The sequence below is a fragment of the Streptomyces sp. NPDC002156 genome (assembly GCF_053593675.1).
On sequence record NZ_JBSFDA010000008.1, the window covers coordinates 40835 to 65140 of the forward strand.

Sequence of the window (24306 nt, forward strand, 5' to 3'; positions counted from 1 at the left end):
TCAACCACAGAGCTCTCCCACCACCCGCGATTCGCCGAGCGAACGGGCCGGCGAGCCATGCCCGCACGCTCCGTTCGCCTCCCCTTCCGAAGGACACCCATGCGCCACAGATCTCCAGCGCGCCGCAGACGCGCGCTTCTCAGCTGCCTTGCCACGGCCGGCCTCCTCGGCAGCCTCGGGCTCACGAACGGGTTCGCGGCACAATCCGGGGCGGGCTCCTCCGGAAAGCCGCAGGACGTGCGGCTCCTCGACACCCTCACGGTGCCCGCCGGGACGACCGAACTCGGCATGCCCTTCGGCGGGTTGTCCGGAATCGACTACGACCCGCAGTCCGGCGAGTACGTCGCCGTCAGCGACGACCGCTCGGAGAACGGCAAGGCCCGCTTCTACACCCTCCGACTGCCGCTCGACAGGACAGGTTTCGCCGACGACAAGCCCGACCTCGACGGTCTGACCGTGCTCGCCGACACCACCGGTGAACCGTTCGCCCCCAAGGCGGTCGACCCCGAGGCGATCCGCTGGACCCCGGGCGGCAAGAGCCTGCTCTGGACCAGCGAGGGAGCCTCCTCCGCCGGTCAGCCCGCCTTCGTCCGCGAGGCGGCCACGTCCGGTGGGTACGTCCGCGAACTGCCGCTCCCCACGGCGTACGCTCCCGTCCGATCGGCCTCGGGCACCCTCACCGCCGGGGTGCGCAACAACCAGGCCCTGGAGGGGCTCACCCTCTCCCCGGACGGGCACACGGTGACCACCATCACCGAGAACGCCCTCGTCCAGGACGGCCCGGCGGCCGGGCTGACGACCAAGAGCCCCTCCCGCCTGCTGCTGATGGACCGTTGTACAGGGAAGCCGGAGGCCGAGCACGTCTACGAGGTCGACCCGATCTCCGACGCGCCCACCGCACCCCTGCCCGCCCCGGTCGGCACATACGCGGCGGACCGGGGCGTCTCCGAGATCCTCGCGATCAACGAGACCGACTACCTCACCGTCGAACGGTCCTTCGCCTCCGGTGTCGGCTTCTCCATCCGCCTCTACTGGACCAGCACCATCGGCGCGACCGACGTCAACGGCAAGGACGCCCTGTCCGGCACCGAGAAGCCCATGCCGAAGAAGCTCCTGTACGACTTCACCACCTCCGGCACCGACGCCGACAACGTCGAGGGCATCACCTGGGGGCCGCGACTGCCCGACGGCTCCCGCTCGCTCGTCCTCGTCGCCGACGACAACTTCGGCTTCAACGGCAGCGTCACCAAGTTCCATCTGCTGTCGGTGCGTTCGGGGCTGCTGGCGAGCCGCACACCGGACGTCAACGGCGACGGCGCCGTCAGCGCCAAGGACCTGGCGGCCGTCCCGACTGCCGGCCCGGCCGGAGACCTCGACGGCAACGGCCGTACGGACGCCGCCGACGTCCGCCTGTGGATCTCGTACACCCGCGCCTTCCCCGGGGATGGCACCGGATTCGGCCTGCCATAGGTTGGACTCCTGGGCGAGGATGCCCAGTTCGACCTGTGCGGGGATGCGTCCGCCGGCGTTCAGCGTCGGGGCGGGGGCCGGCGAACGACGGTCGGGGATCCTCGTCGAGCAGGACGACGAACGCGAGGCAACCTGCCGTGAGCGGGCGCTGAACGCCGAGGCCGCTCTCAAAGCCGCCCACGCCGAGATCCTCACCCAGCGCACCCGCATCGGCGAACTCCTCGGACAGATCCGGGACTTGGAAGCAGAGCGGACCGAGGAGGCCATCCAGCGGATCACCACCGAGAACTCCACTGCCCCCGCCTGCCCCGCGCCCCGTCTGGAAGCCCTGCGCGAGGGTGCCTCGCAGGATCAAGTCCGGAGCCTGGTCGCCGAGTTCGGATCGCTCACCGATCCACGCGGAGCCAGCGGCGTGCACTACCGGCTCTCCTCGCTGCTGGCCCCGGTGGTCTGTGTGATGACATCCGCAGACCACGACTCGCTCACCGTGGCAGCGGAGTGGTGCCGGCGTGCAGTCCCCGAGGAACTGGCCGCCTTCGGTCCGCCCTACCACCCGCTCCTGGGCCGCTACCGGGTGCCGAGCGAGAAGACGCTGGGCAGTGTGCTGGGGCGCCTTGATCCGGCCGAGCTCAGCGCGGCCGGGTTCGCCCACGTGAAGTCCCTGCTGCCCGCCGCGCCCGCAACTCCCGTGCCGCTGACGCCCGATGGCGGCCCGGAGCGCGAACAGCGCCGGGCCCATCGGGCGGCCGCCCAGGCCGATCCGCTGCGCCGCCTGCGCCAGGCGATCGCGGTGGACGGCAAGTCCCTGCGCGGCGCCAGACGCCCTGACGGCAGCCGGGACTTCGTGCTGTCCGCAGTCCGCCATGGCGCCGGCATCACCTTGGCCTCGCGTGAGATCGGTGCGAAGACGAACGAGATCCCCGAGTTCCAGCCCCTGCTCGACCAGGTCGACGACGTGGACCTCGCTGGGGCGGTCGTCACCGCTGACGCTCTCCTTGCCGTGAATTGCGGATCACAGGTCCAGAGCGCCGCGAGGGCCGCTTCGGTTGCGGCTGCGGCCGTACGTCACGCTGTCGGCGCCATCGGCTGCTGATCACCTGGTGTGACCCTCGCGCCCATGGGTCCAGCTCACCGGCGCGGATGAGAGGTTGAGGACGTCGCGGATCTCCGTGGCCGGGGCGGGGAGTCCGGTGTGCGCTCTCGCAGCCTGTGAGGGCGCACCCGAGGCGTGCCGGCAGGCCTTCGAGGGGTGGCTCGGCTTCGCGAACAGGCGCCGGCTGAACTCGCTGGACAACTTGGCCGTCATCTCAGCCGCTGCACCGATCGCACCGGTCACCCGGGGTGATCAACATGCGCCACGACGGAAGCGCTCCGGTTGTCAGAAGCCGGTCAGATCGTCACTGCGTGGATCGGAGACGTGGCGGCTGCGGTAGATGTCGCCCTGCCGGGCGCCGGCTCGCCAGGGGCGGGCCTGGTTGAGAGCGGTGTCGAACTCGGGCGCGTGGCGGTCCAGTTCACCGATGATCAGCTCGGTCGTGGCGTCGGCTCGTGCCAGGACGGTGCCGTCCGGCCCGATCAGCTCGGAGTTGAGAAGAGCGGTCGTCTGCGCCGGTGTGGCCATCGCCAGCCAGTAGTTGTTGGTCGCGGCATGCGCCCGGGCCTTGACTTCGAAGACCGTGTCGACCGGATAGGCGGACAGCAGTAGGCAGTCCACCCCGAGGCGTTCGTACTCCTCAAAGAGTTCCGGGAAGTTGACCTCGATGCAGATGGCACAGCCGAACCTGAATCCGTCGACGGAGAAGACGGTCGGTCTGACCCCAGGGGTGTAGTAGCGGAGGATTTCGGTGTTGGAGCAGTAGCGTTTGTCGTAGCGCCCCGCCACCTGTCCGTTGTCGGCGATGACATACAGGCTGTTGTGCGGGCGGTGCGGTGGGGTGAGCCGGTGGGCGCTGCCCAGTACCACCCACAGCCGCAGCTCGGCCGCGAGAGCGGCCACATGACGGTGCTCCTCCTCGATCGCACGCCAATCCACCTGGTCCCAGTCGCGGATCTGCTCCTTGGCGTAGCCCGACAGGCAGCCTTCGGGAAACTGGATCAGGCGGGCGCCCGCCTCGGCGGCTTCCCGCATGAGCCGCCGGACTGTCAGGCCGTTCTGGCGGGCGTCGGCACTGATCGTTGTCTGGGCGATCGCCATACGAAGCGAAGATGGAGAGGCCACGAACAGCACCCTAGGCATGGCAGTCCCATCATCCGCTTCACCTGGTGTCGTCTGGCGGGTCTCTGCCAACGACGGGAGCGATGGCAGGTGACCTGGACACCGGCAGCACGATCGGTGCGGACGACAGGGCCATAAACTCCCGTACATGCTGCATCAGTGATCGAGGGGGAGCACGGTGCGCCGGCCGACACTACTTCGGCATATTCGGGGCCGAGCCGGGCCATGGCGTGCACGACATCGACAAACGGGAGTCGAGCAGGGCCTGCGCCCCCGATCTGCTGCCGGATCACCGTGCCGGCGCAGCCCGTGCCCGTCCCGCGCCGGGACGGTTGAGGCCGAAGATCCGGTCGACCGCATGGCCCCGCTCGCCGAAGCATGGGACAGCAAGTAGGCGGAATTGGTGTCGGGGCCGCCACTCGGACGGCGAAGGAACGCGGGGCCATGTCAACGACCTCGACGACTCGCGTGCTGATTGGGGTGTCCGCGGCTTCCAACCGTCCCAAGGCCGAACAGGACCCAGCCCCTGGCTGCCGCCCTCGGCCCGATACGCCTGCCGGCACGCCACCGACTGGGTGGCAGACAAGACCCGCTACCGGCTGGCCGTCGACCCCGCCGAGAGCGCCGCGCTCACCGAAACGCTGCGCCGCTGTCCCGGTGCACCGGTCACCGTGGCTCCAAGCGAGCCCACTCCGCGTGCGTCAGATCACCCCGCCCCACGCCGAGAACAACGAGCCAAAGATCCGGACGTCACATGATCCGCCGGACAGGCCCTGGTGCGAGCCGCCTCGAGCAGGTTTCGTCCATCTCGATCAGTCGTAGGCGTTCGACATGAATGTGCAGGCCAGGACCGATTGTCTGTGGTGGCCTTTACAGTCCTCAACGACGCTGTCGCCTACACGAGTTGAGGGGGGTGGGGGAGTGGGGCCGGAAGTCCTGGAGGTCGTGGACCAGGGCGTGCCGGAGGCCGAGGCTCGTAAGAAGGTACGCGTGCCGGTGCCGACGAAACCCGGGATCCAGAAGCACCTCAACCAGATCAAGGGCGACTCCCGGCCATGGCCAGGGCGTTGGTGGCCAGCGAGGCGGTGGTCGAGGACGGTGTGGGACGGGCACGCGCGGGTTCGAGCAGCATCACGCGGGTGCCGAGGGTGGCCGCCACCGCCGCGGTCTCGGTGCCGACCACGACCGGAGTGCGACCCGGGCCCGCTTGCCGGGTGCCGGAGTCGGGCGACAGCGTCCCAGACGTCAGCCGTGCCAGGTGGTGTCCCTGACCCAGGGCAGCGCGAACCGTTCCAACGACACCAAAGCAAAGTAGAGAAGGATGCTCATCAACCCGATCAGGATGATCGCGGCCCAGGCGGTGGCGGTGTCGCCCACCCCACCGGCCTGCACGATCAGATAGCCCAGCCCGGCCTCACCGGCCTGGAACTCGCCGATGACCGCACCGATCGCGGCGAGAGGCATGGCCACCTTCAACCCGACGAAGATCTGCGGCAGCGCGGCAGGCAACCGTACCTTCCGGAATGCCTGCCAGCGAGAGGCATGCATCGAGCGCGCCAACTCGGCCAGGTCCGCCGGGGTCGAGGTGAGGCCGGTTGCGGTGGACAGCACGATCGGGAAGAAGCAGAGCAGGAAGACCATGGTCAGGACCGGCTTCTGCCCCCAGCCGAGCGCCCCCACCAACAGTGGTCCGAGTGCGATCTTCGGAACCGCGTTGACGGCGACCAGCAGCGGCGTGAACATGCGCTCCAGTACCCGTGAGCCGGCCAGCGACAGTCCGATCAGAACTCCGCAGGCACTGGAGAGAACGAACCCGACAACTGTCTCCACCGTGGTGTCAACGGTGTGTTCCAGGAACCGGACCGGGGTTGCGGTGAACGCCGAGAGCACGGCACCTGGCGGAGGCAGTACTGCCGGGTGGATCACCTCCAGCACCGACGTGAGGAGCCACCACACGCCGAGCGCGACCAGCAGCCCGGCCATGGGCAGCAGCACGATGCCCACGCCCGTCCTGCGACGTGGACCGCCGCTCCGCTCCAGCGCGGCGCGGTCAGGCTTTCGGCACCAGGTCGAAGTCGATGATCTGCTCAGGGTTCATTCCTTTCGGCAGCGTGCCCGCGTCCTCCAGAATCCTGATGCTCCTCGCCACCCGCCCGGAGTCCAGCGTTCCGATCACCGTGCCGGAACCGTCTTCTGGTGTGACGTACGCGGCCATCAACTCCAACTCGGCTGCCGCAGCGGTCGGATTCGTGGCGTCCACGTTCCGGCTCAGGACCTCGGCGGCTTCCTTCGGGTGGGCGAGGCTGTACTCCAAGCCCCTGAGCAGCGCGGCGGTGAACCGCTGCACCATCTCCGGATCCTGCTCGGCGATCTTCGTCGACGTGATCAGCACGTTTCCGTACAGGTCGGGGATCACGTCGCTGTACGGCAGCAGCACGGCCTTCTTCTTCGTCACCGCCTCGATGGTCGGCTTGCCCACCACGAACTGGCCGATGCCGTCCACCGAGCCGCCTGCCAGCGTGCCCATCAGGGTCTGTGCCTCGCCGTTGACCCAGGTCACCTTGGCGGCGTCCACGCCGGCCAGCCGGGCGTACGTCGGGAAGAGGTTGCGCACGACAGAGCCGGGCGTGTCGGCGAGCCGTTTGCCCTCGAGGTCCTTCGGCGTGGCGATGCCGTTGCCCTCGGTGGTGGCGATCGCGGCCATGGTGCGCTGCTGGATGGCGGCCACCGCGACGAAGTCCTTCGCCTGACCGTTGCCCATATGCAGCAGACCTCCCGTCAGGTCGATGGGGCCGAACTGCGCCTGGCCACTCACGACGGCCGGAATCACACCACCGGTGCCCTGGCCCGGCCTGATCGTCACGTCGAAGCCGGCCGCTTCGAAGAACCCCTTGTCCTTCGCGACCCAGGCATACGCGTCCCGGCCGAAGTTACCGAAAGAGGTCAGATAGGTCACCTTCTTCAGCGCCTTGCCGTCCTCACCGGCAGCCTCGTCGGAATCCGAGCCGCCGCACCCCGCCACCAGCGCCAGCGCTGTGGTCAGGGCTACCGAGGCGACCGTACGGGCGAACCTGATCATGCGCACAGTGGTGTCCTTTCCGACCGCCGAACGCGCCGGCGGAGGGGCGTCGAGAAAGACGAGACGGAACGGCGTCACGGAACTGCCGAGGGCATGACACTTGGGGCGGGCAACAGCCTACGAGGGATGAGCAGTTGTGGGCCAGCTGTGAGGCACGGGGGCATGGAGCGATACGACGGCAGGTACCGCCGACCGCCTGCCGCGGGTAGCCTGACTGGGCGTTGGGACCCGGCCGGCATGACGATTGCCAGGGGATGGGGAGACCGCCGGATGATCAGACTCACCGGTGTGTCCCGGAGCTTCACCAGCCGGTCCGGGTCGACGGCGGCGCTCCAGGACATCGGACTGCACATCGCCGAGGGTGAGTTCGTGGCGGTGGTGGGCCGGTCCGGGTGCGGCAAGTCCACACTGCTCCGGCTGATCGCCGGCCTCCTGTCGGCCACCGAGGGCGAGATCACCATCGGCGGCGAGCGAGTCACCGGAGCCCGGCGGGATGTCGCCATGCTGTTCCAGCGGCCGGCACTGCTGCCCTGGCGGTCCGTCCTCGACAACGTCCTGCTGCCCGTGGAGATCTTCGGCTGGAACAAGGCGAAGCATCGCGAGCGGGCGTACCGGCTGCTGGAGACGGCCGGACTGAGCGGCTTCGAGAAGCACCGGCCGCACGAGCTCTCCGGTGGTATGCAGCAGCGTGTCGCGCTGTGCCGGTCGCTGATCGGCGAGCCGCAGGTGCTGCTCATGGACGAGCCGTTCTCCGCACTCGACGCGCTGACCCGCGCGGACCTAGCGGTGGAGCTGCAGCGCATCCACATCGAGAACTCGTCCACCGTCGTCTTTGTCACGCACTCGATAGACGAGGCCGTGCTGCTCGCCGACCGGGTCGTGGTGCTCACCCCGCGCCCGGGCCGGATCCGCAAGATCGTCGACATCGCCATACCCCGGCCGAGGACGCTGGGCCGCACCGCGCACCTGGACGAAGTGGCCCGGTGCAGCGCCGATCTGCACGAGCTGCTGATGGAACGGGACATATCCCTGGCGGCCGAAACGGAGGGGCGATGAGCCTGCGGATCTGCGTCTTCACCGAGCCGCATCGCGGCGCCGACTACGAGGATCAGCTGCGCTTCGCACAACTCGTCGAGGCCGGCGGATTCGAGGGCTTCTTCCGGGCCGACCACTATCAGGCGATGGGCGCCGATCCCGGCCTGCCCGGCCCCACCGACGCCTGGCTGACACTCGGCGCGCTCGCCCGGGAGACCTCCAGGATCCGGCTGGGCACCCTGGTCACCTCGGCCACCTTCCGGCTGCCGGGCCCGCTGGCTGTCATGGTGGCGCAGGTCGACCGGATGAGCGGGGGACGGGTCGAGCTGGGCCTCGGCGCGGGTTGGTACGAACGGGAGCACACCTCGTACGGCATCCCGTTCCCGCCCGCCCCGGAACGCTTCGACCGTCTGGAGGAGCAGCTGGCGGTGATCACCGGCCTGTGGCGGACACCGGTCGGCGAGAGCTTCAGCCACCGCGGCGACCACTACCAGCTCGTCGACGCGCCCGCCCTGCCGAAGCCCGTGCAGATGCCGGCGCCGCCGATCATCGTCGGGGGCCGCGGCCCCAAGCGCACCCCGGAGCTGGCGGCCCGGTACGCCGACGAGTTCAACATGCCCTTCAAGTCGGTGGCGGAGACTGCCCTGGCGTACCGACGGGTTGCCGAGGCGTGCGACCGGACCGGGCGGTCCGGCGCCGGTCGGCCACCACTGGTGCTCTCGGCCGGTGTCGTGGCGGCCATCGGCCGTACGGACGCGGAGGCGCAACGGCGAGCCGCCCCGCTGCACGCCAAGAGCGCGCTGCCGCCGGAGGATCCGGTGATCGGATCCCCGGCCCAACTCGTGGAACGGCTCGGCGAGTTCGCCGCGATCGGCGCAAGCCGTATCCATCTGCGACTGATCGACTTCAATGACCTCGACCACCTGGAACTCATCGCCGCTGAGGTGCTCCCGCAGCTGTAGAGCGTGAAAACCGAGGCACGCTGCGGTGCCGGAAGAGGCCGACGTCAGCCATGGCTCGGCCGCGTTCTCTCCAGGTGCGGTGGCTTGTCCGGCTCCGGCGACGGGACGCCCCACCGCCGGTCAACGCCTTTCACCGGGTGGTTTCAGGCCGGTGGTCGGGCAGTGAGCGAGTCTCGTCGCCGAGGTCGGAAGAGTGGACGGTGTGTCCTCGGGCGAAGCTCTTGAGAGTTTGCTGGCCCGGTCCTCTTGGCGGCCCAAGCGGCGTAGCAGACTTCCATCTGCTGGCATTGCGGGCAGAACAGACTGGCGACGAAGAGGGACAGGGCGACCGGGTTTTCGGGGCTCAGGACGTAGAACACGTCGTTGGCCACGGGATTGGGCCAGGTGGACTCGCGTCGTGGTGAGCAGCCAGGGTAACTGCGTCAGAAACTCTGCCTTGATCAGTGCGTGTTCGAGGTGGGGCCTGGTCTCGGTCACCCGGAGTGTGGACTCGCCTGCGCTTTGGGGGCTGCCCCGCTTTTGTCGCGGGCGCCGCCGTTCGCGGTGATCACCGGCGGTGCCAACCAGGCAGGTTTGATCGAGTGACCGATTTGGTTTCTTTGTGGCGACTTCTCGGCTGCGTACGGCTGGTACGGCGGCAGAACTCGCATGGCTGCAGATCAAGGCTGGTTGTTCCCGTGATGGGGGCGGGGTCGAATCCGGTCGAATTTTCCTTCCTTTCGCCTCGTTCGGTGGGTTGTTGCAGGTCAACAGCAGGAATCAGACGTAATAACGCTGGGTCGCGTTAGCGGCTGCCGAACCCGAAGGCCGAGGGGCGGTCACCGGCAGGTTCTTCGTCTGTTGGTGGCACACACGGAACCCCTGCTCTGAGCTGCGGAAACCAGTCCGCTGTCGGCGATGGGCGGCGACATGCACCACATCCACCAGGGTCGGCATCTCGGTAGTCGTGCAGCAGTGCCGCCGCACGGGCACCTCCGACGGGGACTTCGTGCGGTTCGTCCACGAGGCCGACGACGGCCGCCGACAGGGCCGCCGAACGTCTCCTCGCCGCACCCGGCCACCCCTGGTCGGCTACGACGACATCGTCGCCGCTCAGACCGCCGGCATCCAGCTCACTTTGGTCCGCGTTGACGGCCACGCGCTCGGCCACCCCGCCGCCGGCCTCCTCCTCCCGGACGAGGAACGCGACCCGCGCTACAAACACCGCCGTATCCTGTTCGCACCCAGGCTGGTGGAGCTCGCGTCGAGCTGAGCCGGCGCCCGGCGGGCCCGGCCGAGGAGCCGGCCGAGGGCCTCGTACCGCTGCTCCACGGTTGCGGTGGGTTCGGCCCTCGCTCGGGGTTCGCGTGGTCGTCCGCTCTCCCAACGACTCCGTCGTCACAGGCTCCTTTCCGAGAGACGCTGCAGGTAGTTCCAGCCTGCGTCCCGCTGAGCGGGGTTCCAGACCTGGTTGCGTTTGAAGGCCGCCTCGGCATCGTCGGACCAGGTCTTGGGGCCTCCGGCGGCCATGGCCATGAGTTGCGTACGGCACGCCCGTTCCAGCAGAACGGCGTACATGACGGCAGTCGCGGCGTCCGGACCGGCGGTGACGGCTCCGTGCCGCGGCATCAGGCATGCGGGGCCGTCGCCGAGCGTCTCGGCGAGTGCCGCGCCGAGCTCGCGGGTCGCGATGAGCGCACCCGTCTCGGTGAAGCGCGGCACCTGCGGATCGCAGAACACGACGCCGTCGTGGGAGATGGGCAGCAGGGGTGTGTCGAGGGAGGCGAAGGCGCTCAGGGCGGGTGCGTGCGTGTGCACGACGCAGCCGACGTCCGGGCGCCTCGCCATGATCTCGGTGTGGATCGGGTACTCGATGTGCCGCTTGCCCTCGCCGTGGCGGACGTCGCCCGCGCGGCCGACGAGCAGCACCCGCTCGGTGTCGATCTCCTCGAATCCCCAGCCGGAGGCCTTCATCCAGACTCCGTCGCCGTCCGGGTCACGCACGGCGGCGTGCCCCCACACCATGTCGGTCAGCCCGGCAGCGGCCAGGGCGCGGCTGGCGCGCACGGTCTCGTCGATCTCTTCCTTCATCAGGGTCCATTTCAGTCGGTCGGGTGGCGTACGGCTGGTGGAGCCAGTCCGCGGAGACGGCAGAGCCCGCCTGGGGGAGAGACGGCCGTCACGGAGTGCCCGGTGTGGACGGCTGGTGGTGCGGGTCGCGGGCCGTGACGCGGATGGTGAGCGGCGGTACGTGCGACACCTCCAACGACACCTCGTCACCTGGGGTCAGCGGTCCGACCCCGTCCGGGGTGCCGCTCGCGATGATGTCTCCCGGCTCGAGGGTCATCGCCCGGGAATACACCTCGATCAGCTGCGCGACGTCGTAGATGAGATCGGCGACCCTCCCCTTCTGACGCAGACGGCCGTTGACGCGCAGCTCGAGCTCGAGCACCGACGGGTCCGGGATCTCGTCCGCGGTGACGATGGCCGGCCCCAGCGGCGTGAAGGTGTCGAAGCTCTTGCGATACGAGCGGTCCTCGTCGCCTCGCATCGTCACGTCGATCAGGGCGAGATAACCGAAGACGTGGCTCAGTGCGTTCCCACGGGATACCTGGCGTGCCGGGGCACCGATGACGATGCCGAGTTCGGCTTCGTAGTCGATGCGACGCGTCGGATCAGGATGCTCGATCGATCCGTCCGGCCCGACGATCGACGAAGGCGCCTTGAGGAAAGCGACATACTTCTCGATCGTTCCCGGCACGTCCTTGAAAGCTCCCGCAGCAATCATCTCTTCACGATGCGGACCGTGATTGACCGGGGCGGCGAGGATCTTCGACGGCCTTGGCTGGGGCGGTCTGAACGTGACCTGGGAGCGGGGTCTTCCGGTGCTGCGTGCGGCGTCCCGGATCTCGGACTCGACTCTCGCCCAGTCCGCTATCAGCGCACTCATGCGATCCGATGGACGGGCTGTCTCCGGCAGCACACTTGTCACGTCGACTATCGAGTCGTCCCGGGCCCAGACTCCGAGCCGAAAATCGTCGAACATGCTCAGTTTCAACGTACTTTCCTCTCCATGAATACCGTCCGGAGCGTCCCGCGCCCCGGACTCTCACCTACGCAGGTCGTCGCTTGCGAGGTTCCTGGGCAGGTACAGTCCCGCCACGAGCGTGATCAGCGCGACGCCGGAGATGTAGAAGGCGGGAGACACGGCGCTGTCCGTCACGTCGATGAGCCAGGTGCAGATGATCGCGCCGAAGCCGCCGAAGACAGTCACAGCGGTTGCGGAGCCCATGGAGACCAGCGAGCCGCGGTGCTTGGCGCTGAAGAGCTCCGTGATCGTTGCGGAGCCGGTGCCGGCGATGGCCGCCGTGAACACCGCGAAGACCAGTTGCGCGATCACCAGCGACCCGAACGACCTGTTGTCGACCATGAGCAGGAAGAGCGGATACGGCAGCACCACGTAGCCCACGGCACTGAACACGATCAGGGTTCTACGCCCGACCTTGTCGGAGATGTGACCCGCGACAGGCAGCAGGACAACCGTCACCAGCGCGCCGATGAGCGTCGCCACCAGCGAGGTCTCCAGCTCGATCCCCAGGAACTCCGAGGCGTAGCTGGGCATGTACGTGAGCGCGACCATGGCCGTCACTCCCCACAGAGCGACCACCCCGACCGTCAGCAGGAATCCGACACTCGGCCGCGGGTTCGTTCCGTGGTCGATCTCCGCGCCGGACTCCGTGGATGCCTGACCGCGGGACGCGGTGAAGACCGGGGTCTCTTCTATGCGTCGTCGCAGGAACAGGGCGACCACGGCGAGCAGGGCGCCCAGGATGAAGGGGACACGCCAGCCCCAGTCGCGCATCGCCGTCGAGCCCAGGGCGCCGGTCAACCCGGCGGTGACCAGCACACCGAGCAACAGGCCACCGTAGGTCGCGACCTGATGGAAGCTCCCGAAGAATCCCCGGCGCCCGCGGTGGGCCCACTCGATGAGGAAGACGGCCGAGCTCCCGAATTCGCCGCCGGCCGAGAATCCCTGCGCGAGGCGCCCGATCACGATGATGACGGCACCGAGCGAGCCGGCGACGGCATACCCCGGTGCGAGGCCGATAAGGAGTGAGCCGGACGCCATCAGCAGCATCGACAGCAGCATGACCGACTTGCGTCCCTTGCGGTCGATGAACGGACCGAGGACAAAAGCCCCCAAGGGCCGGGCGACGAACCCGACAGCGAAGACCGCGAAGGCCGCGAGGATCGATGTGACGCCGTCCTGTTCGGGAAAGAAGGTGGCTCCGATATGAACGGCGAGGAAGCCGTAGACGGTGAAGTCGTACCACTCGAGGACGTTGCCGAGAGTGGCGAGGACCGTCACACGCTTGAGAGTGGACGGATCCACGTGGGTGGGATCCGCAACCGAGATTTCTTTTGCAACAGCCATGGAAGGGTCCTTTGCATGACCTGCCGGAAAAAGGAACGTGCCGAACCCGGGCAGCGGCCGGCCCTGAATGCTCGACCGCTGCCCAGGAGATGTTCCGCGTGACTCAGGTGGTGCGGGACGCGGAGGAAGTCGTCACAGAACGTGCGTGGGGATCGGCTCCCAGGCGACCTGGCCCTGCTCGTCGCGGACGACACGGCCGAAGGGCTGGTCGCCGAAGTGGAAGGCGAAGGCGTAGGTGTCGGGCTTGAGCAGCTCCGACAGCACGCGGGCACGTGCCTCCTGCACGGACTCGGTGTGGCTGTCGGGTGCCGAGCCCCAGTCGGGGTGGGTCAGCTGCGCGGGCGAGTGGAACGCGTCGCCGAAGACCACCAGCCGCCTGCCGCTCGACGAAGTCACGATGTAGGTGGCATGCCCGGGGGTGTGGCCGGGGGTGACGAGTGCCGTCACGCCCGGCACCACCTCTCCGCCGTCGTCGACGAGGGTGAGCTTCGGATGCTGCAGCAGCGGCTCGACCACGGTGGTCGGGTCCGGCATGTCGGCCGGCGGCACCCCTTGGGAGAGTGGCTCCCACTCCTGCCGCGACATCACGTACGACGCCGACGGGAAGGTTGCCTTCCGAGCGCCGTTCCCGTCGGGGACGAACGCCCATCCCGTGTGGTCGATGTGGATATGGGTCAGGGCGAGAACATCGATGTCCTCGGGCGCGTAGCCGACCGACGCAAGTGTCTCCAGCAGCGCGCCGCCCTCGATGGGCCCGTAGAGCGAGTTGACGTTCATGACACCGAGTCCGGCGTCGACGAGCATGCGGTGGCCGTCCCGCTCGACGAGCAGTCCGCCTGCCGTCATCGGCACGCCGCCGTCCTCGTCCAGCGCCTCGGGGTGCTCGCGCCAGTAGGCGTCGGGGAACGACTTGAGGAAGCGGGTGGGTATGAGCGACATGGGTCCGTCGACGATGTAGGTGAAGGTGAACTCGTCCATCGTCCACCGGCGCACCGCGGACTGGGATCCCAGTTTTCCGATATTGGCCGTCATTCCACAATTCCTTTTCTCAGGTGGTGCTTGATTTCCGTCAGGAGGACTTGGGGGGCTCTGGACTACGCGTCCGAGCGCGCTGCCAGGCGCGGGAAGAGAGTTGTCGCAGTGGCCGAGAACTGGGTCAGCTGACGGTCAGTGAGTAGCGTGGTCCGGCTCAGCACATCCATGTGGGCTTCGATCAACTCGACATCCCCCGGCGGGTAGTCGGACCCGAACACGATGTGATCGGGAGACGTGACTTCCAGGAGCGGAAGAAGCGCGTTGGGTGATGTCGCGAGCGCGGTGTCATAGAACAGGCCGGCAATCTGCCGGCGCACCTCGTCCTTGGTCACGCCGCGGGAATTGCTCACCCATGGCAGCAGGCCGGTCGACCCGATGCGTTCGGCAAGGACGGGAAGGACTCCGCCGGCATGCGAGATGACGAAGTTGATGTTCGGGAAATCCAGAAAGACCCGCGCATAGACGGCGTCGACGATCGTGCGCGCCGTGTCCATGGGGAACTCGATGACCGGCCCCGGACGTCCGCACGCAAGCCCGCCGAACCCGGCAGGCACCACCGGATGCAGGAAGACCGTGGCCCGCTTCTCGTCGAGCGCGGCGAAGACATCGGTGAACCGCGGGTCCCCCAGATAGGCACCCTCGTAGTTGGTGATGAGGACGAATCCGTCGGCGCCGAGTTCCTCGATTGCGCGGCCGACTTCCGATACCGCTTTGACCGGATCGATCAGCGGAAGGTTGGCGAGCAGCCCGAACCGGTCGGGGTGTTCCCGCACCACCTTCGCCCCGAAGTCGTTGTACGACTTCGCCTCGTCGGGAGTGAGCCGATTCGGGTTCGACAGCATCTGCACCGAGATGCCGTGACCGTCCATGAACTCCAGGGCGCTCTCGACCGACCAGGGGCCGGCCGGCGGTGCGGTGAAGTGGCCGGCGCGGAAGGAGGCCAGCAGACCAGCAAGCTCGGCTTCCGTCAGTGCCGGTGTGTAGTGGGCATGGACGTCGATCAGGTCGCCGCCGCTGCGTCGGCGCAGACGGGCGACGGCACTCGCCACGTCTATCTCCGGATTCACCATCGTCATCTTCTTTCGATCGTTGTCACGGCCGGCTCTTTCGGCCGCTGTCACTGCCGCAGACTTGCCGGAGCGAAACCGGCGACACGTTGGTATGCGGTGGCGAGCGCCTCCCGTTCCCCGGGGGCGAAGACTTCGCCCACCTCGGTGAAGCCCTCGGGTGCACGTTCCTCGGCCAGGTCGAGAATGCGTGCGGCTCCCTGGCTGCGATTGGCTTCCACGACTCCGGCCGTGGCGGCGAGGCGTTCGCTTTCGTAGCGCTCCAGGGCGATGTCGGGGTCGCGCTCCTCCAGGAGGGCCTGGGTCAGCGCACGCGCGTCGAGGATCGCCTGGGAAGCTCCGTTGGAGCCCACGGGGAACATGGGGTGCGCCGCGTCGCCCAAGAGGGTCGTCCGTCCCGCGGTCCACGTCGGCAGCGCGTCGCGGTCGACCATGGGAAAGACGTGGACGCTCTGTGCGCCGCGCATCAGCGCCGCGACGTCGAGCCACGGGAACGACCACGAGTCGTACTGGTCGATGAAGTCCTCGATATTTCCCGGCCCGTTCCAGGATTCGACGGGCGGGATCCGGCGCGAGCTCTGGTCCAGGACGGCAATCCAGTTGATCAGGACGTTGCCCTGGTCGTCAGGGAGGGAGAGCGGATAGGCCACGACCTTGTGCCCGCGCGTGCCGATCAGCGCCATGGACTTTCCGGTGAGGAACGGGGGCGCCATGGTGGTGCCACGCCACATCACTTCCCCGCTCCATCGAGGGCTGCCGTCGCCCGGGTGGAGCTGCTTCCGGAGCGCCGAGTGCAGGCCGTCGGCGCCCACCAGGACATCCGCAGACTCCTGGGACGTGCGGCCGGTGACGCTGTCGATCACTTGGAACTCGGCGCTCTTGCGGTTGTCCGTGTTGGAGCCGGTGACCTTCGTTCCCGTGCGCACCGCGGATTCGCCGAGGCGCCGGCGGACGATGTCCAGGAGGGCCATCTGGAAGTTGCCTCGGTGGATCGAGAGCTGCGGCACCGGGTATCCCGCCGATATCCCGCGCGGCTCCCGCCACAGGAACTGGCCGTGCCGATTCACGTAGCACAGTTCTTCGGTGGCGACGGCCAGGGGGAGCAGCTCCTCCAGGACGCCGATTCGGTCGAGTTCCCGGATGGCGTGGGGCAGCACGTTGATTCCCACGCCGAGCGGTCGCGGTTCGGGAACCGCCTCGTAAATGGTCACGTCAATGCCGACGTCATGGAGCATCAACGCGGTGGTGAGTCCGCCGATCCCGCCTCCGGAAATTGCGATTCTCACGGTTCCCTCCTTCCTTGGCCGACAGCGGGCACCGCTTCGTCGGTGTCCGTCGCGGGGGCCGGCTCGAATGTGTCTGCCACCTTCTGCCGGTCGGGCAGCTCGGTCTCGCGGTAGAGATGCAAAGCCTCGAGGGCCGCCCGGTCACTGGCGACAAAAAGGTCGGCGGTTTCTTCCGCTTCGTGCTCGACGGGCACCCAGGAGGGGACGACGAAGACGTCGCCCGGACCCCAGGTGAATTCCTTTCCGCCGATCACGGACCTGCCGCGGCCGCGGAACACGGTGTGGATCTGGCCGCCGGTCTGCCGTCGGGGGGCCGTGGGCTTTCCCGGACGAATTCTCGTCATCTGGCAGGTGAGGGTGGGCAGAGCAGGGCCACCGGTGACCGGATTCTTGTACTCCAGCGTCACGCTGGAGTCGTCGCTCTGCTTCTGCAACGCTTCCAGTGCGGCATCGACCTGGGCATAGGGATAGCGCAGCAGCGGCGAGTACGGTTTCGGCCAGGCGGCGCCGTCGGAATGCTGAAGTCCCGCATGACCGAACTTCTCCTCCGAGAGGGAGAAACCCGCGACGTTCTGCATCCCGGTCGGATGGTCCTCGAAGAAGATCGACTCCAAGGTGGCGACCATCACCACGTCGATGACATCGAGCCAGATCGCGGGCTCATCGCTCTGGTTGGTGTGATCGTGCCACGCCCAGCTGGGCGTGAGGACGAAGTCGCCGGGCTCCATCCAGCAGGCGTCTCCGTCGACGGTGGTGTAGACACTCGAGCCGGTCATCATGAACCGGATCGCTGCCGGAGAATGCCGATGGGCCGGCGCCTTCTCACCCGGATCCAGATACTGGTAGGCACCGAACAGGGCTTCTGTCGTTCCGATGCGCAGTCCCGGGTTGCAGAACTGCAGTGCCCGCCGCTGAGCCGCCCCTTCGTCGACCTCCAGAACCCTTCCCGCCTGCCGAGCCAGCGGGGCGACGGTGTCCCAGCGCCACAGATGCGCGCGCGTCTGCGGAATCGGGTGTGCCGGCATCGGCGGCCTGCTCCACAGGCCCGCCATATCGCGCGATGCGAGCGCACCACAGAATTCTTCGATCGAGACTTCCGCGGTGTCGACACCGCCGGGAAGCCTTGCGTCGTGCCTATTTCCTTCTTGCATCGTCAGTCCACCTGTTGCTTTCTCATGGCGTGCCATACGTTTCGATGACTCGCCAGGTGTTTTCAACGGAATCGGGAGACTAGAACAGCATGACCGGTTTGATCGTCGCCCCATCGTGCATTTCGAGGGCAGCGGTGTTCAGGTCCCTGAATTTGTAGTGCTTGATCAGCTTTTCCAGCGGGAGCTTTCCCTGCCGATGCAGCGTGGCCATCCGGGGCAGCAGGGTCTCCGGCTCGCCGTCCCCCAGCGTCACGCCCAGCACGCGCCTGCCGAGCAGCAGATCGTGCATGTCCAGTGCCACGTCGACGCCGGGAGGGGCCACGCCGACGACCGCGCACGCTCCGCCGGTGCTGAGGGCGTCGACGGCGGTGCGCAGGAGGGCGGGAAGTCCGGTGGTGTCCACTGCGTTGTCGACGCCGCGTCCACCGGTGATCTCTGCCAGCGCGGTCGCCGGATCCACTTCGGTGGTGTTGATGGTGTGCTGGGCGCCGAGCTCCAGGGCGAGCTCGAGCCGGGACGGCACACGGTCGATCGCGATGATCTCACCCGAGGGCAGAGCAGCCGCGGCCATGATCGCCGACAGGCCCACCGCACCGGCGCCGAAGACGGCCAGGCTCTCACCGGGTCTGGGAGCCAGGACGTTCCAGACGGTGCCGACTCCGGTCTGGACGCCGCAGCCCAGCGGCGCAAGCACCGTCAGGTCGGCTTCGGGGTCCACCTTCACCACGCTGCGAGCGTCGACGACGGCCGCCTCGGCGAAGGAGGACTGGCCGAAGAAATGCCCACCGAGCGGGACGCCGTCGCGCGTGATCGGAGAGCTCCCGTCGCTGCGCTTGCCTCCGGTCACATTGCGGGGCAGCCAGGTGTCGCAGTAGGCCGGGTGCCCATTGCGACAGTTGGTGCAGTGTTCACAGGAGGTGAAACTCAACAGGACCTTGTCGCCGGGCCGGACCTTGGTGACGGAAGACCCGACCCGCTCGACGATTCCGGCTCCTTCGTGGCCGATGACCCCGGGCAGGGGGAAGGGCATCCGGCCCGCCTGTACGTTCAGATCGCTGTGACACAGGCCGGCGGCGACCATCCGTACCAGGACCTCGTCCTTGCGAGGTTCGTCGAGCATTACTTCGGTAAAGGTGAACGGGGCACCCGGGCCTTCGATTATGGCCGCTGTAGTGGAATGCATGATGCCTTTCTCTTTCTCGGTCGATTCCTACAGGGCCACGATGACCGACTTGGTCTGCAGGTATTCGTCCAAGCCCTCGGGACCGTTTTCCCGTCCATAACCGGACTGCTTGTAGCCACCTATCGGCATGGAGATGTCCATGGCAGCCCACGTGTTGACCCACACCGTTCCCGCTTCGAGGCGCGCTGCGACGCGATGCGCACGGGAGACGTCCCGGGTCTGCAGGCCGGCGGCGAGGCCGTAGGGAGTTCCGTTCGCCATCCGCACGGCTTCGTCCTCGGTGTCGAAGGGCTGGACGGTCAGGACCGGCCCGAAGATCTCTTCCTGGACGTAGGCCGATTGCTGGTCGACGCCGGTGAGCACCGCCGGGGCGACGTAGAAGCCTGGCCCGTCCGGGCACTCGGCGCTGGTGACACCGATCCCCTCGCGCCGGGCCCGTTCGAGGAACGAGACGACCTTTGCATGGTGAGCGGGGCCCGCCAGGGGCCCGACCATGGTCTCCTCGCTCAGCGGGTCGCCGACCTTGATCTGCGCACAGGCCGCGCTCAGCCGCTCGAGCACTTCCTCGTAGACGGGCCGCTCGACGAGAAGCCGGCTGCCCGCCATGCAGAACTGTCCCGTGTTGAAGGTGAACGCCTTGACCGCCGTGGGCACGGCGGCATCCAGATCGGCGTCGGCGAAGACGAGATTCGCGCTCTTCCCGCCCAGTTCCAGGGTCGCCCGGGTGAGGGTCTCGGCCCCTTGGGCCACGATTCTCTTTCCGACGACGGTCGAGCCGGTGAACGCCACCTTGGCGATCCTCGGATCGCACACCAGCGCCTGTCCGGCTTCCGCATCCCCGGTGACCACGTTGTAGGCACCGTCCGGCAGACCGGCTTCCTGGAGTACTTCCGCGAGCCGGAGAGCGGTGAGCGGGGTCTCTGCGGCCGGCTTGTGTACGACGGTGTTTCCCGCGGCAAGGGCCGCGGCGATCTTCTTGCTGGACAGTACGAGCGGGAAGTTGAACGGGGTGATCGCCGCGACCACACCGATCGGCTCCCGCCGGGTGTACGCCAGAGCGGGGGCGGCAGGCGTCCGGACCGCGCCTTCGATGCCTGCTGCGAGATTGCCGTAGTACTCGAAGGTCTCGATCGCCATCGGGATGTCGACCCGCCGGGCGAGCGTGATCGGCTTTCCGACGTTGAAGCTCTCCAGAAGGGCGAACTCCTCGGCGTGCTGCCGCAGCAACTCGGCGGCGCGCATCAGGATGCGCCCCCGCTCACGCGGGCTCATCCGCGGCCAGGGACCTTCCTCGAAGGCCTTGAACGCCACGGCGGCCGCACGTCCGGCGTCGCCGGCACCGGCTTCGGCGACGGTCGCCGCCCTCTGCCCGGTCGCAGGATCGACCAGTTCCCTGATGGCCTCTGCCTCTGCCGGCTCCCATCGACCGCCGATGAACAGCCTGCCTGGGGCAACCGCGGGCCGGGCTCCCACGTGCATCGTCGTCACGTTGGGTCCTCCTCACTTCGAACCGAGGGCCAATCTCAACCCCGGTGAGGCTCCGGGGATACGGGTAGAACCACCCCTTCGCGAGGTCCCGCAGGTCTACCCCCGCCCGCCCGGCCCCCGACGAGGGCGGGGCGCTCGTACCGGCTCCGGCCGGCACGCACGGTGTCCGCACCCGCTTCGCCCGTGCCCGTGCGAGCCGCGCCGAAGCGCGCAGTATCTACGCTCCTGATGGTTGCGTGGACAGAAAACCACCTGTTAGCGTCTCAATGTTCGGGGCACAAATCCGCATCATGCGGCATTGGGTCAGCTCGGCCTCACATCTCGCCCATTTACTCGGCACGGCATCAATGGAGGAAACCCGGGTGCCAGCACCCGGAGTGCGTCAGAGTCGCATGGAATTCGACGGGGGCACTCCGCCGAATTCGAGTAACGGCCGGGCTCTCAGAAGAGAATCTGGAATTCATGGTGGATGAGATACCTGAGGGTGGTTCGGGAAACCTTCCCAACGCCGTCACGAGTTTTGTGGGACGCCGCAGTGAACTGGCGGAGGTTCGCGGGCTGCTGGGATCGGTCCGTCTGGTGACGCTGACCGGAGCTGGTGGCGTCGGGAAGAGCCGGCTGGCGGTCGAGACGGGAATCGCGGCCCGTTCGGCGTTCCCCGACGGGGTCTGGCTGATCGACTTGGCGGCCGTCCGTAAGCCCGAACTCGTCGAGCACGCCGTGGCAACCGCTCTCGGAGTGGCGAATTCCTCGAACCGGCCGGCGGCGGACCGGCTGATCGAGTACCTGGGCCGCCGGCAGACGCTACTGCTCTTCGACAACTGCGAGCATCTCGTCGAGGCCTGCGCCGTGCTCTTCGACCGGCTGCTGCGGGGCTGTCCACACGTGCGGATTCTCGCGACGAGCAGACAAGTCCTGGACATCGGCGGGGAGAACGTCCATCAGGTTCTGCCGTTGCCGGTTCCCGACCCCGACACCGAGTCCTCCGTGGAGGTGCTGTCCCGGTACGAGTCGGTGCGACTCCTCGTGGACCGTGCAAGGGCGATCACGCCCGGGTTCGTCGTGGACGACATCAACAGCCCGGCAGTGGCCCGGCTCTGCGCTCAGCTGGAGGGCATCCCCCTGGCGATCGAGCTGGCCGCCTCACGGCTGCGATCGCTGCACCTCGACGCATTGGTCGAACGGCTGACAGACCGATTCGGGTTGCTCACCAGCGGGAGCCGTTCCGCACTTCCCCGTCAGCGCACACTCCGCGCGCTGATCGACTGGAGTTACGACCTGTGCACGCCCGAGGAACAATTGCTGTGGACCCGCCTCTCGGTGTTCTCCGGCGGATTCGACTTGCAGGCCGCCGAACACATATGCGCCGGCGACGATCTGCCCCGTGAGCGAATTCTCGACCTCACGGATCACTTGGTCGCCCAGTCGATTATCCAGGCCGTCGAGGGAAGCGGGCACTTGCGCTTCCGTATGCTGATGACCCTCCAGGAATACGCCGGAGAGCGCCTGAAGACCCACGAGAACGTGGAAACTGTGCGAGACCGCCACCAGGAATACTACGGAGCACTGGCCGTTCAGGTAGCGGCGAATTGGAGCGGGCCGGGCCAGGAAGCCGGACTGGCCAGGCTCCGCGCCGACCGCGGCAACGTGGAATCGGCCCTGGAATGGTGCATCAGCACGCGTCGGACCCGGCGCGCCCTGTCCATGGTGTCCGCGCTGCGCCATCACTGGTGTGCCGACGGAGCTCTGAGCGAGGGGCGGCGCTGGCTCGACCTGGCTCTCGCGCTCGACGCACCACGACTGCCCGAGCGGGCCACCGCACTCTGGGTGGCGGCATGGGTCTCACTGCTCCAGGGCGACGACTCCGCCGCCGAGGTACGACTGGCGGAATGCGACGAGTTGGCCGGAGCGCTCGGCGATGAGGTCTCGCTCAGCATGACGCGCTCGCTCAGCGGTACCGTCGCCTTCTTCCGCGGGGACCTCCGTGCTGCCCTCGGCCACTTCGATGCCGCCTCTGCGCGGTTCGCGGAGTCGGGAGACGTCGAAGGCATGCTCTTCAACGGTTTCCAGACCGCCATCGCCCGGGCTCTGCTCCAGGACGACCAGGCCGAGCAGGCTGCCCGGCAGGTGATCGCGGTGAGTGAGCGCAATGGCGAGCAGTGGGCCAGGGCACGAGCGCTGTACGCGCTGGCTCTGTACGCCTGGCTGAACGGTGACCCCGACCAGGCGAAGTCGGCGGCCCGCGCGGGTCTGCAGATCCAGCGTGGCTTCAACGACCATGTCGGCGCCGCGGTCATGATCGAACTCCTCGCATGGGTCGCCACGACGAACGCGGAGTACGACCACGCGGCTCGTCTGCTCGGTGCGATCCAGTCGATCTGGGGTGTGATCGGCACGTCACTCACTGCCTTCGGACCGCACCTGGCGGGCTACCACACCCAGTGCGAGGAGGAACTGCAACGCAGACTGGGTGGCGCCGAGGCCTTGCGGGCCAGGCTTGACGAGGGCGGTCGTATGGACCGACGGCAGGCCATCTCCTATGCGCTGAACGGCCCCGAAGCGGTGGCCACACCCGAACCCGCGACGACGGTCGAGGTGTTGACCCCACGGCAACAACAGGTCGCCCGACTCGTCGCCGAGGGCCTCAGTAATCGCCAGATCGCCGAGCGGCTTGTGGTGTCCACCCGCACGGTGGACGGACACATCGAACGGATCCTGGCCAGGCTGGAGTTCTCCTCCCGGGCGCAGGTAGCCGCCTGGGTGGCGGGGGCGGCGTCCGGCGTGCCCGCTTCACTCTGAAGGAGCCGGCCGGCGAGCCGTCATGGTGACGCCGTGGGGCCACCGGCCGGTGGCCCCGTGTGTGTCGTCGCAGAGGACCGGTTCGGCCTCGCCGGCGTGGTGCAGCAGGTTGCGCTCCAGCTGGTCCAGGACGGCTGGCGTCTCGGCGCGCTCGGCGTCACTGAGGTCGCCGACGGCGTACCCTTCCAGCTGCGCCCACAGGTCCTCGACCTGGCTGTACGGTCCTCGCCACCTTGCTGCCCGAGCCGCCGGCCGACGACGCGGCACTGGTCATCGCAGCCGGCCGACCTCGTCCGATGACTTCTGACCGATGTGCTTCACCGCCCTCCCTCATGCATCTCGGCAGAGATCCTGCCAGCGGCCACGGCCAGAGCCGACACGATCTCCTTCACGCGGTCGGGCGAGTACCGCACGCTCGGCATGGACACCGACACGGCGGCGATCGTGGCGCCGCTCGTATCGGTGACTCCGAGCCCGATGGCGACGAGCCCTCGCTCGGAACGTTCGAGGTTGACGGCGACGCCACTGCTCCGGACGGCTCTGAGCTCGCCGCGCAGCTCCGCGAGATCCGGGTGCTCCTCGGACCCGTCGGTGGGGGCGTGCGCGTAGAGCGCGGTCAGTTCGTCGTCGGCCAGGGCGGCGAGCATGACCAGCCCCCCGCTCACCTGGTGTGCGGGGAAGACCATGCCCTCGCGGTTTCCGACCCGGAGGGCCTGCGTGCACTCGACCGAGGCGATGAACCTCGCGGTGCGGCCGGTGCGGATGGTGAGGTTCGCCGTCTCGTCGAGGGTGTCGACGAGGGTGCGCAGCGGGCCGAGGGCGGCGGTCCGGAGGGCTCCTACGTTCGACTGGGCCTTGGCGGCGATCTCCAGAACCGGTCCGGCCCGGTAGCTGCGGTCGTCGTTCTGCACCGCGAAGTCGCGGTACACCAGCGTGGACAGCAGACGATGGGCACTGGAACGGGCCACGCCGAGTCGCCGGGCGGCCTCGGAGACCGTGATGGGGCCCTCCACCTGCAGAATCACCGCCAGCTGCAGCGCGTGGTCCACGCTCGTAACGCCGTACGCCGGCGGGTTCTTCATTGACTTGGCCACGACGACCACCTCTCACCGTTGTTCCGCA

20 protein-coding genes and 1 pseudogene are annotated in these 24306 nt (G+C 68.0%); 7 read left to right on the forward strand and 14 right to left on the reverse strand.

The genetic code is table 11. The features are described 5' to 3' along the window. Positions 1–99: 99 nt before the first annotated feature. Positions 100–1470, forward strand: coding sequence for an esterase-like activity of phytase family protein (locus tag ACWCRB_RS06120; protein ID WP_450994893.1), 1371 nt, complete (start codon positions 100–102; stop codon positions 1468–1470). 265 nt (positions 1471–1735) lie between these two features. Further along, positions 1736–2470: pseudogene (locus tag ACWCRB_RS06125) on the forward strand (transposase family protein); the annotation flags it as partial. Between the two features lie 378 nt (positions 2471–2848). On the opposite strand, the gene ACWCRB_RS06130 reads toward ACWCRB_RS06125, so the two are convergent. The 4 genes from ACWCRB_RS06130 to ACWCRB_RS06145 all read right to left on the reverse strand — a co-directional run bounded on the left by ACWCRB_RS06130 (position 2849) and on the right by ACWCRB_RS06145 (position 6764). Beyond that, the gene (locus ACWCRB_RS06130; RefSeq protein ID WP_450994894.1) at positions 2849–3664 is read right to left on the reverse strand and encodes a carbon-nitrogen hydrolase family protein; all 816 of its coding nucleotides are present in this window, start codon (positions 3662–3664) and stop codon (positions 2849–2851) included. A 1057-nt stretch (positions 3665–4721) separates the two neighbouring features. Then, the gene (locus ACWCRB_RS06135; protein ID WP_450994895.1) at positions 4722–4868 is read right to left on the reverse strand and encodes a hypothetical protein; all 147 of its coding nucleotides are present in this window, start codon (positions 4866–4868) and stop codon (positions 4722–4724) included. Between the two features lie 62 nt (positions 4869–4930). Beyond that, entirely contained in the window at positions 4931–5689 is a 759-nt protein-coding gene (locus tag ACWCRB_RS06140) for an ABC transporter permease (RefSeq protein ID WP_450994896.1), read from the reverse strand. A gap of 46 nt (positions 5690–5735) precedes the next feature. Beyond that, positions 5736–6764: an ABC transporter substrate-binding protein gene (locus tag ACWCRB_RS06145; RefSeq protein ID WP_450994957.1), complete on the reverse strand. Its 1029-nt coding sequence runs from the start codon at positions 6762–6764 to the stop codon at positions 5736–5738. A 270-nt stretch (positions 6765–7034) separates the two neighbouring features. Here ACWCRB_RS06145 and ACWCRB_RS06150 point away from each other — a divergent pair, with 270 nt between their 5' ends. The 3 genes from ACWCRB_RS06150 (at position 7035) to ACWCRB_RS06160 (ending at position 10013) form a co-directional block, all read left to right on the forward strand. Beyond that, entirely contained in the window at positions 7035–7820 is a 786-nt protein-coding gene (locus tag ACWCRB_RS06150) for an ABC transporter ATP-binding protein (RefSeq protein WP_450994897.1), read from the forward strand. After that, positions 7817–8761 (forward strand): LLM class F420-dependent oxidoreductase, encoded by a 945-nt coding sequence (locus tag ACWCRB_RS06155; protein WP_450994898.1) that lies wholly within the window; start codon positions 7817–7819, stop codon positions 8759–8761. The genes ACWCRB_RS06150 and ACWCRB_RS06155 overlap by 4 nt, the downstream gene beginning before the upstream one ends. 946 nt (positions 8762–9707) lie before the next feature. Further along, positions 9708–10013 carry a hypothetical protein gene (locus ACWCRB_RS06160; protein ID WP_450994899.1) on the forward strand — a complete coding sequence of 102 codons (306 nt, stop codon included), beginning with the start codon at positions 9708–9710 and terminating at the stop codon, positions 10011–10013. 125 nt (positions 10014–10138) lie between these two features. Here ACWCRB_RS06160 and ACWCRB_RS06165 read toward each other — a convergent pair whose 3' ends face one another. From ACWCRB_RS06165 to ACWCRB_RS06205, 9 genes are all read right to left on the reverse strand, one after another. Then, positions 10139–10831 (reverse strand): class II aldolase/adducin family protein, encoded by a 693-nt coding sequence (locus tag ACWCRB_RS06165; protein WP_450994900.1) that lies wholly within the window; start codon positions 10829–10831, stop codon positions 10139–10141. Positions 10832–10919: 88 nt separating this feature from the next. Next, positions 10920–11798 (reverse strand): fumarylacetoacetate hydrolase family protein, encoded by an 879-nt coding sequence (locus ACWCRB_RS06170; protein ID WP_450994901.1) that lies wholly within the window; start codon positions 11796–11798, stop codon positions 10920–10922. A gap of 51 nt (positions 11799–11849) precedes the next feature. Next, entirely contained in the window at positions 11850–13133 is a 1284-nt protein-coding gene (locus ACWCRB_RS06175) for an MFS transporter (protein ID WP_450994902.1), read from the reverse strand. A gap of 174 nt (positions 13134–13307) precedes the next feature. Beyond that, entirely contained in the window at positions 13308–14207 is a 900-nt protein-coding gene (locus ACWCRB_RS06180) for an MBL fold metallo-hydrolase (protein ID WP_450994903.1), read from the reverse strand. Between the two features lie 62 nt (positions 14208–14269). Further along, complete coding sequence (locus ACWCRB_RS06185; protein ID WP_450994904.1) at positions 14270–15280, reverse strand: amidohydrolase family protein; 1011 nt, start codon at positions 15278–15280, stop codon at positions 14270–14272. Positions 15281–15327: 47 nt separating this feature from the next. After that, on the reverse strand, positions 15328–16563 hold the full coding sequence (locus ACWCRB_RS06190; protein WP_450994905.1) for a flavin-dependent oxidoreductase: 1236 nt from the start codon (positions 16561–16563) through the stop codon (positions 15328–15330). Beyond that, on the reverse strand, positions 16560–17750 hold the full coding sequence (locus tag ACWCRB_RS06195) for a cupin domain-containing protein (RefSeq protein ID WP_450994906.1): 1191 nt from the start codon (positions 17748–17750) through the stop codon (positions 16560–16562). The genes ACWCRB_RS06190 and ACWCRB_RS06195 overlap by 4 nt, the downstream gene beginning before the upstream one ends. A gap of 43 nt (positions 17751–17793) precedes the next feature. Then, complete coding sequence (locus ACWCRB_RS06200; protein ID WP_450994907.1) at positions 17794–18834, reverse strand: NAD(P)-dependent alcohol dehydrogenase; 1041 nt, start codon at positions 18832–18834, stop codon at positions 17794–17796. 90 nt (positions 18835–18924) lie between these two features. Beyond that, complete coding sequence (locus ACWCRB_RS06205; RefSeq protein WP_450994958.1) at positions 18925–20376, reverse strand: aldehyde dehydrogenase family protein; 1452 nt, start codon at positions 20374–20376, stop codon at positions 18925–18927. Between the two features lie 531 nt (positions 20377–20907). Between ACWCRB_RS06205 and ACWCRB_RS06210 the strand changes: the two genes are divergently transcribed. Both ACWCRB_RS06210 and ACWCRB_RS06215 read left to right on the forward strand, forming a co-directional pair. Then, positions 20908–23184 (forward strand): ATP-binding protein, encoded by a 2277-nt coding sequence (locus ACWCRB_RS06210; protein WP_450994908.1) that lies wholly within the window; start codon positions 20908–20910, stop codon positions 23182–23184. A 57-nt stretch (positions 23185–23241) separates the two neighbouring features. Next, a complete protein-coding gene (locus tag ACWCRB_RS06215; RefSeq protein ID WP_450994909.1) occupies positions 23242–23484 on the forward strand; it encodes a hypothetical protein in 243 nt (80 codons plus the stop codon). A gap of 17 nt (positions 23485–23501) precedes the next feature. Here ACWCRB_RS06215 and ACWCRB_RS06220 read toward each other — a convergent pair whose 3' ends face one another. Next, positions 23502–24278, reverse strand: coding sequence for an IclR family transcriptional regulator (locus tag ACWCRB_RS06220; RefSeq protein WP_450994910.1), 777 nt, complete (start codon positions 24276–24278; stop codon positions 23502–23504). Positions 24279–24306 lie beyond the last annotated feature (28 nt).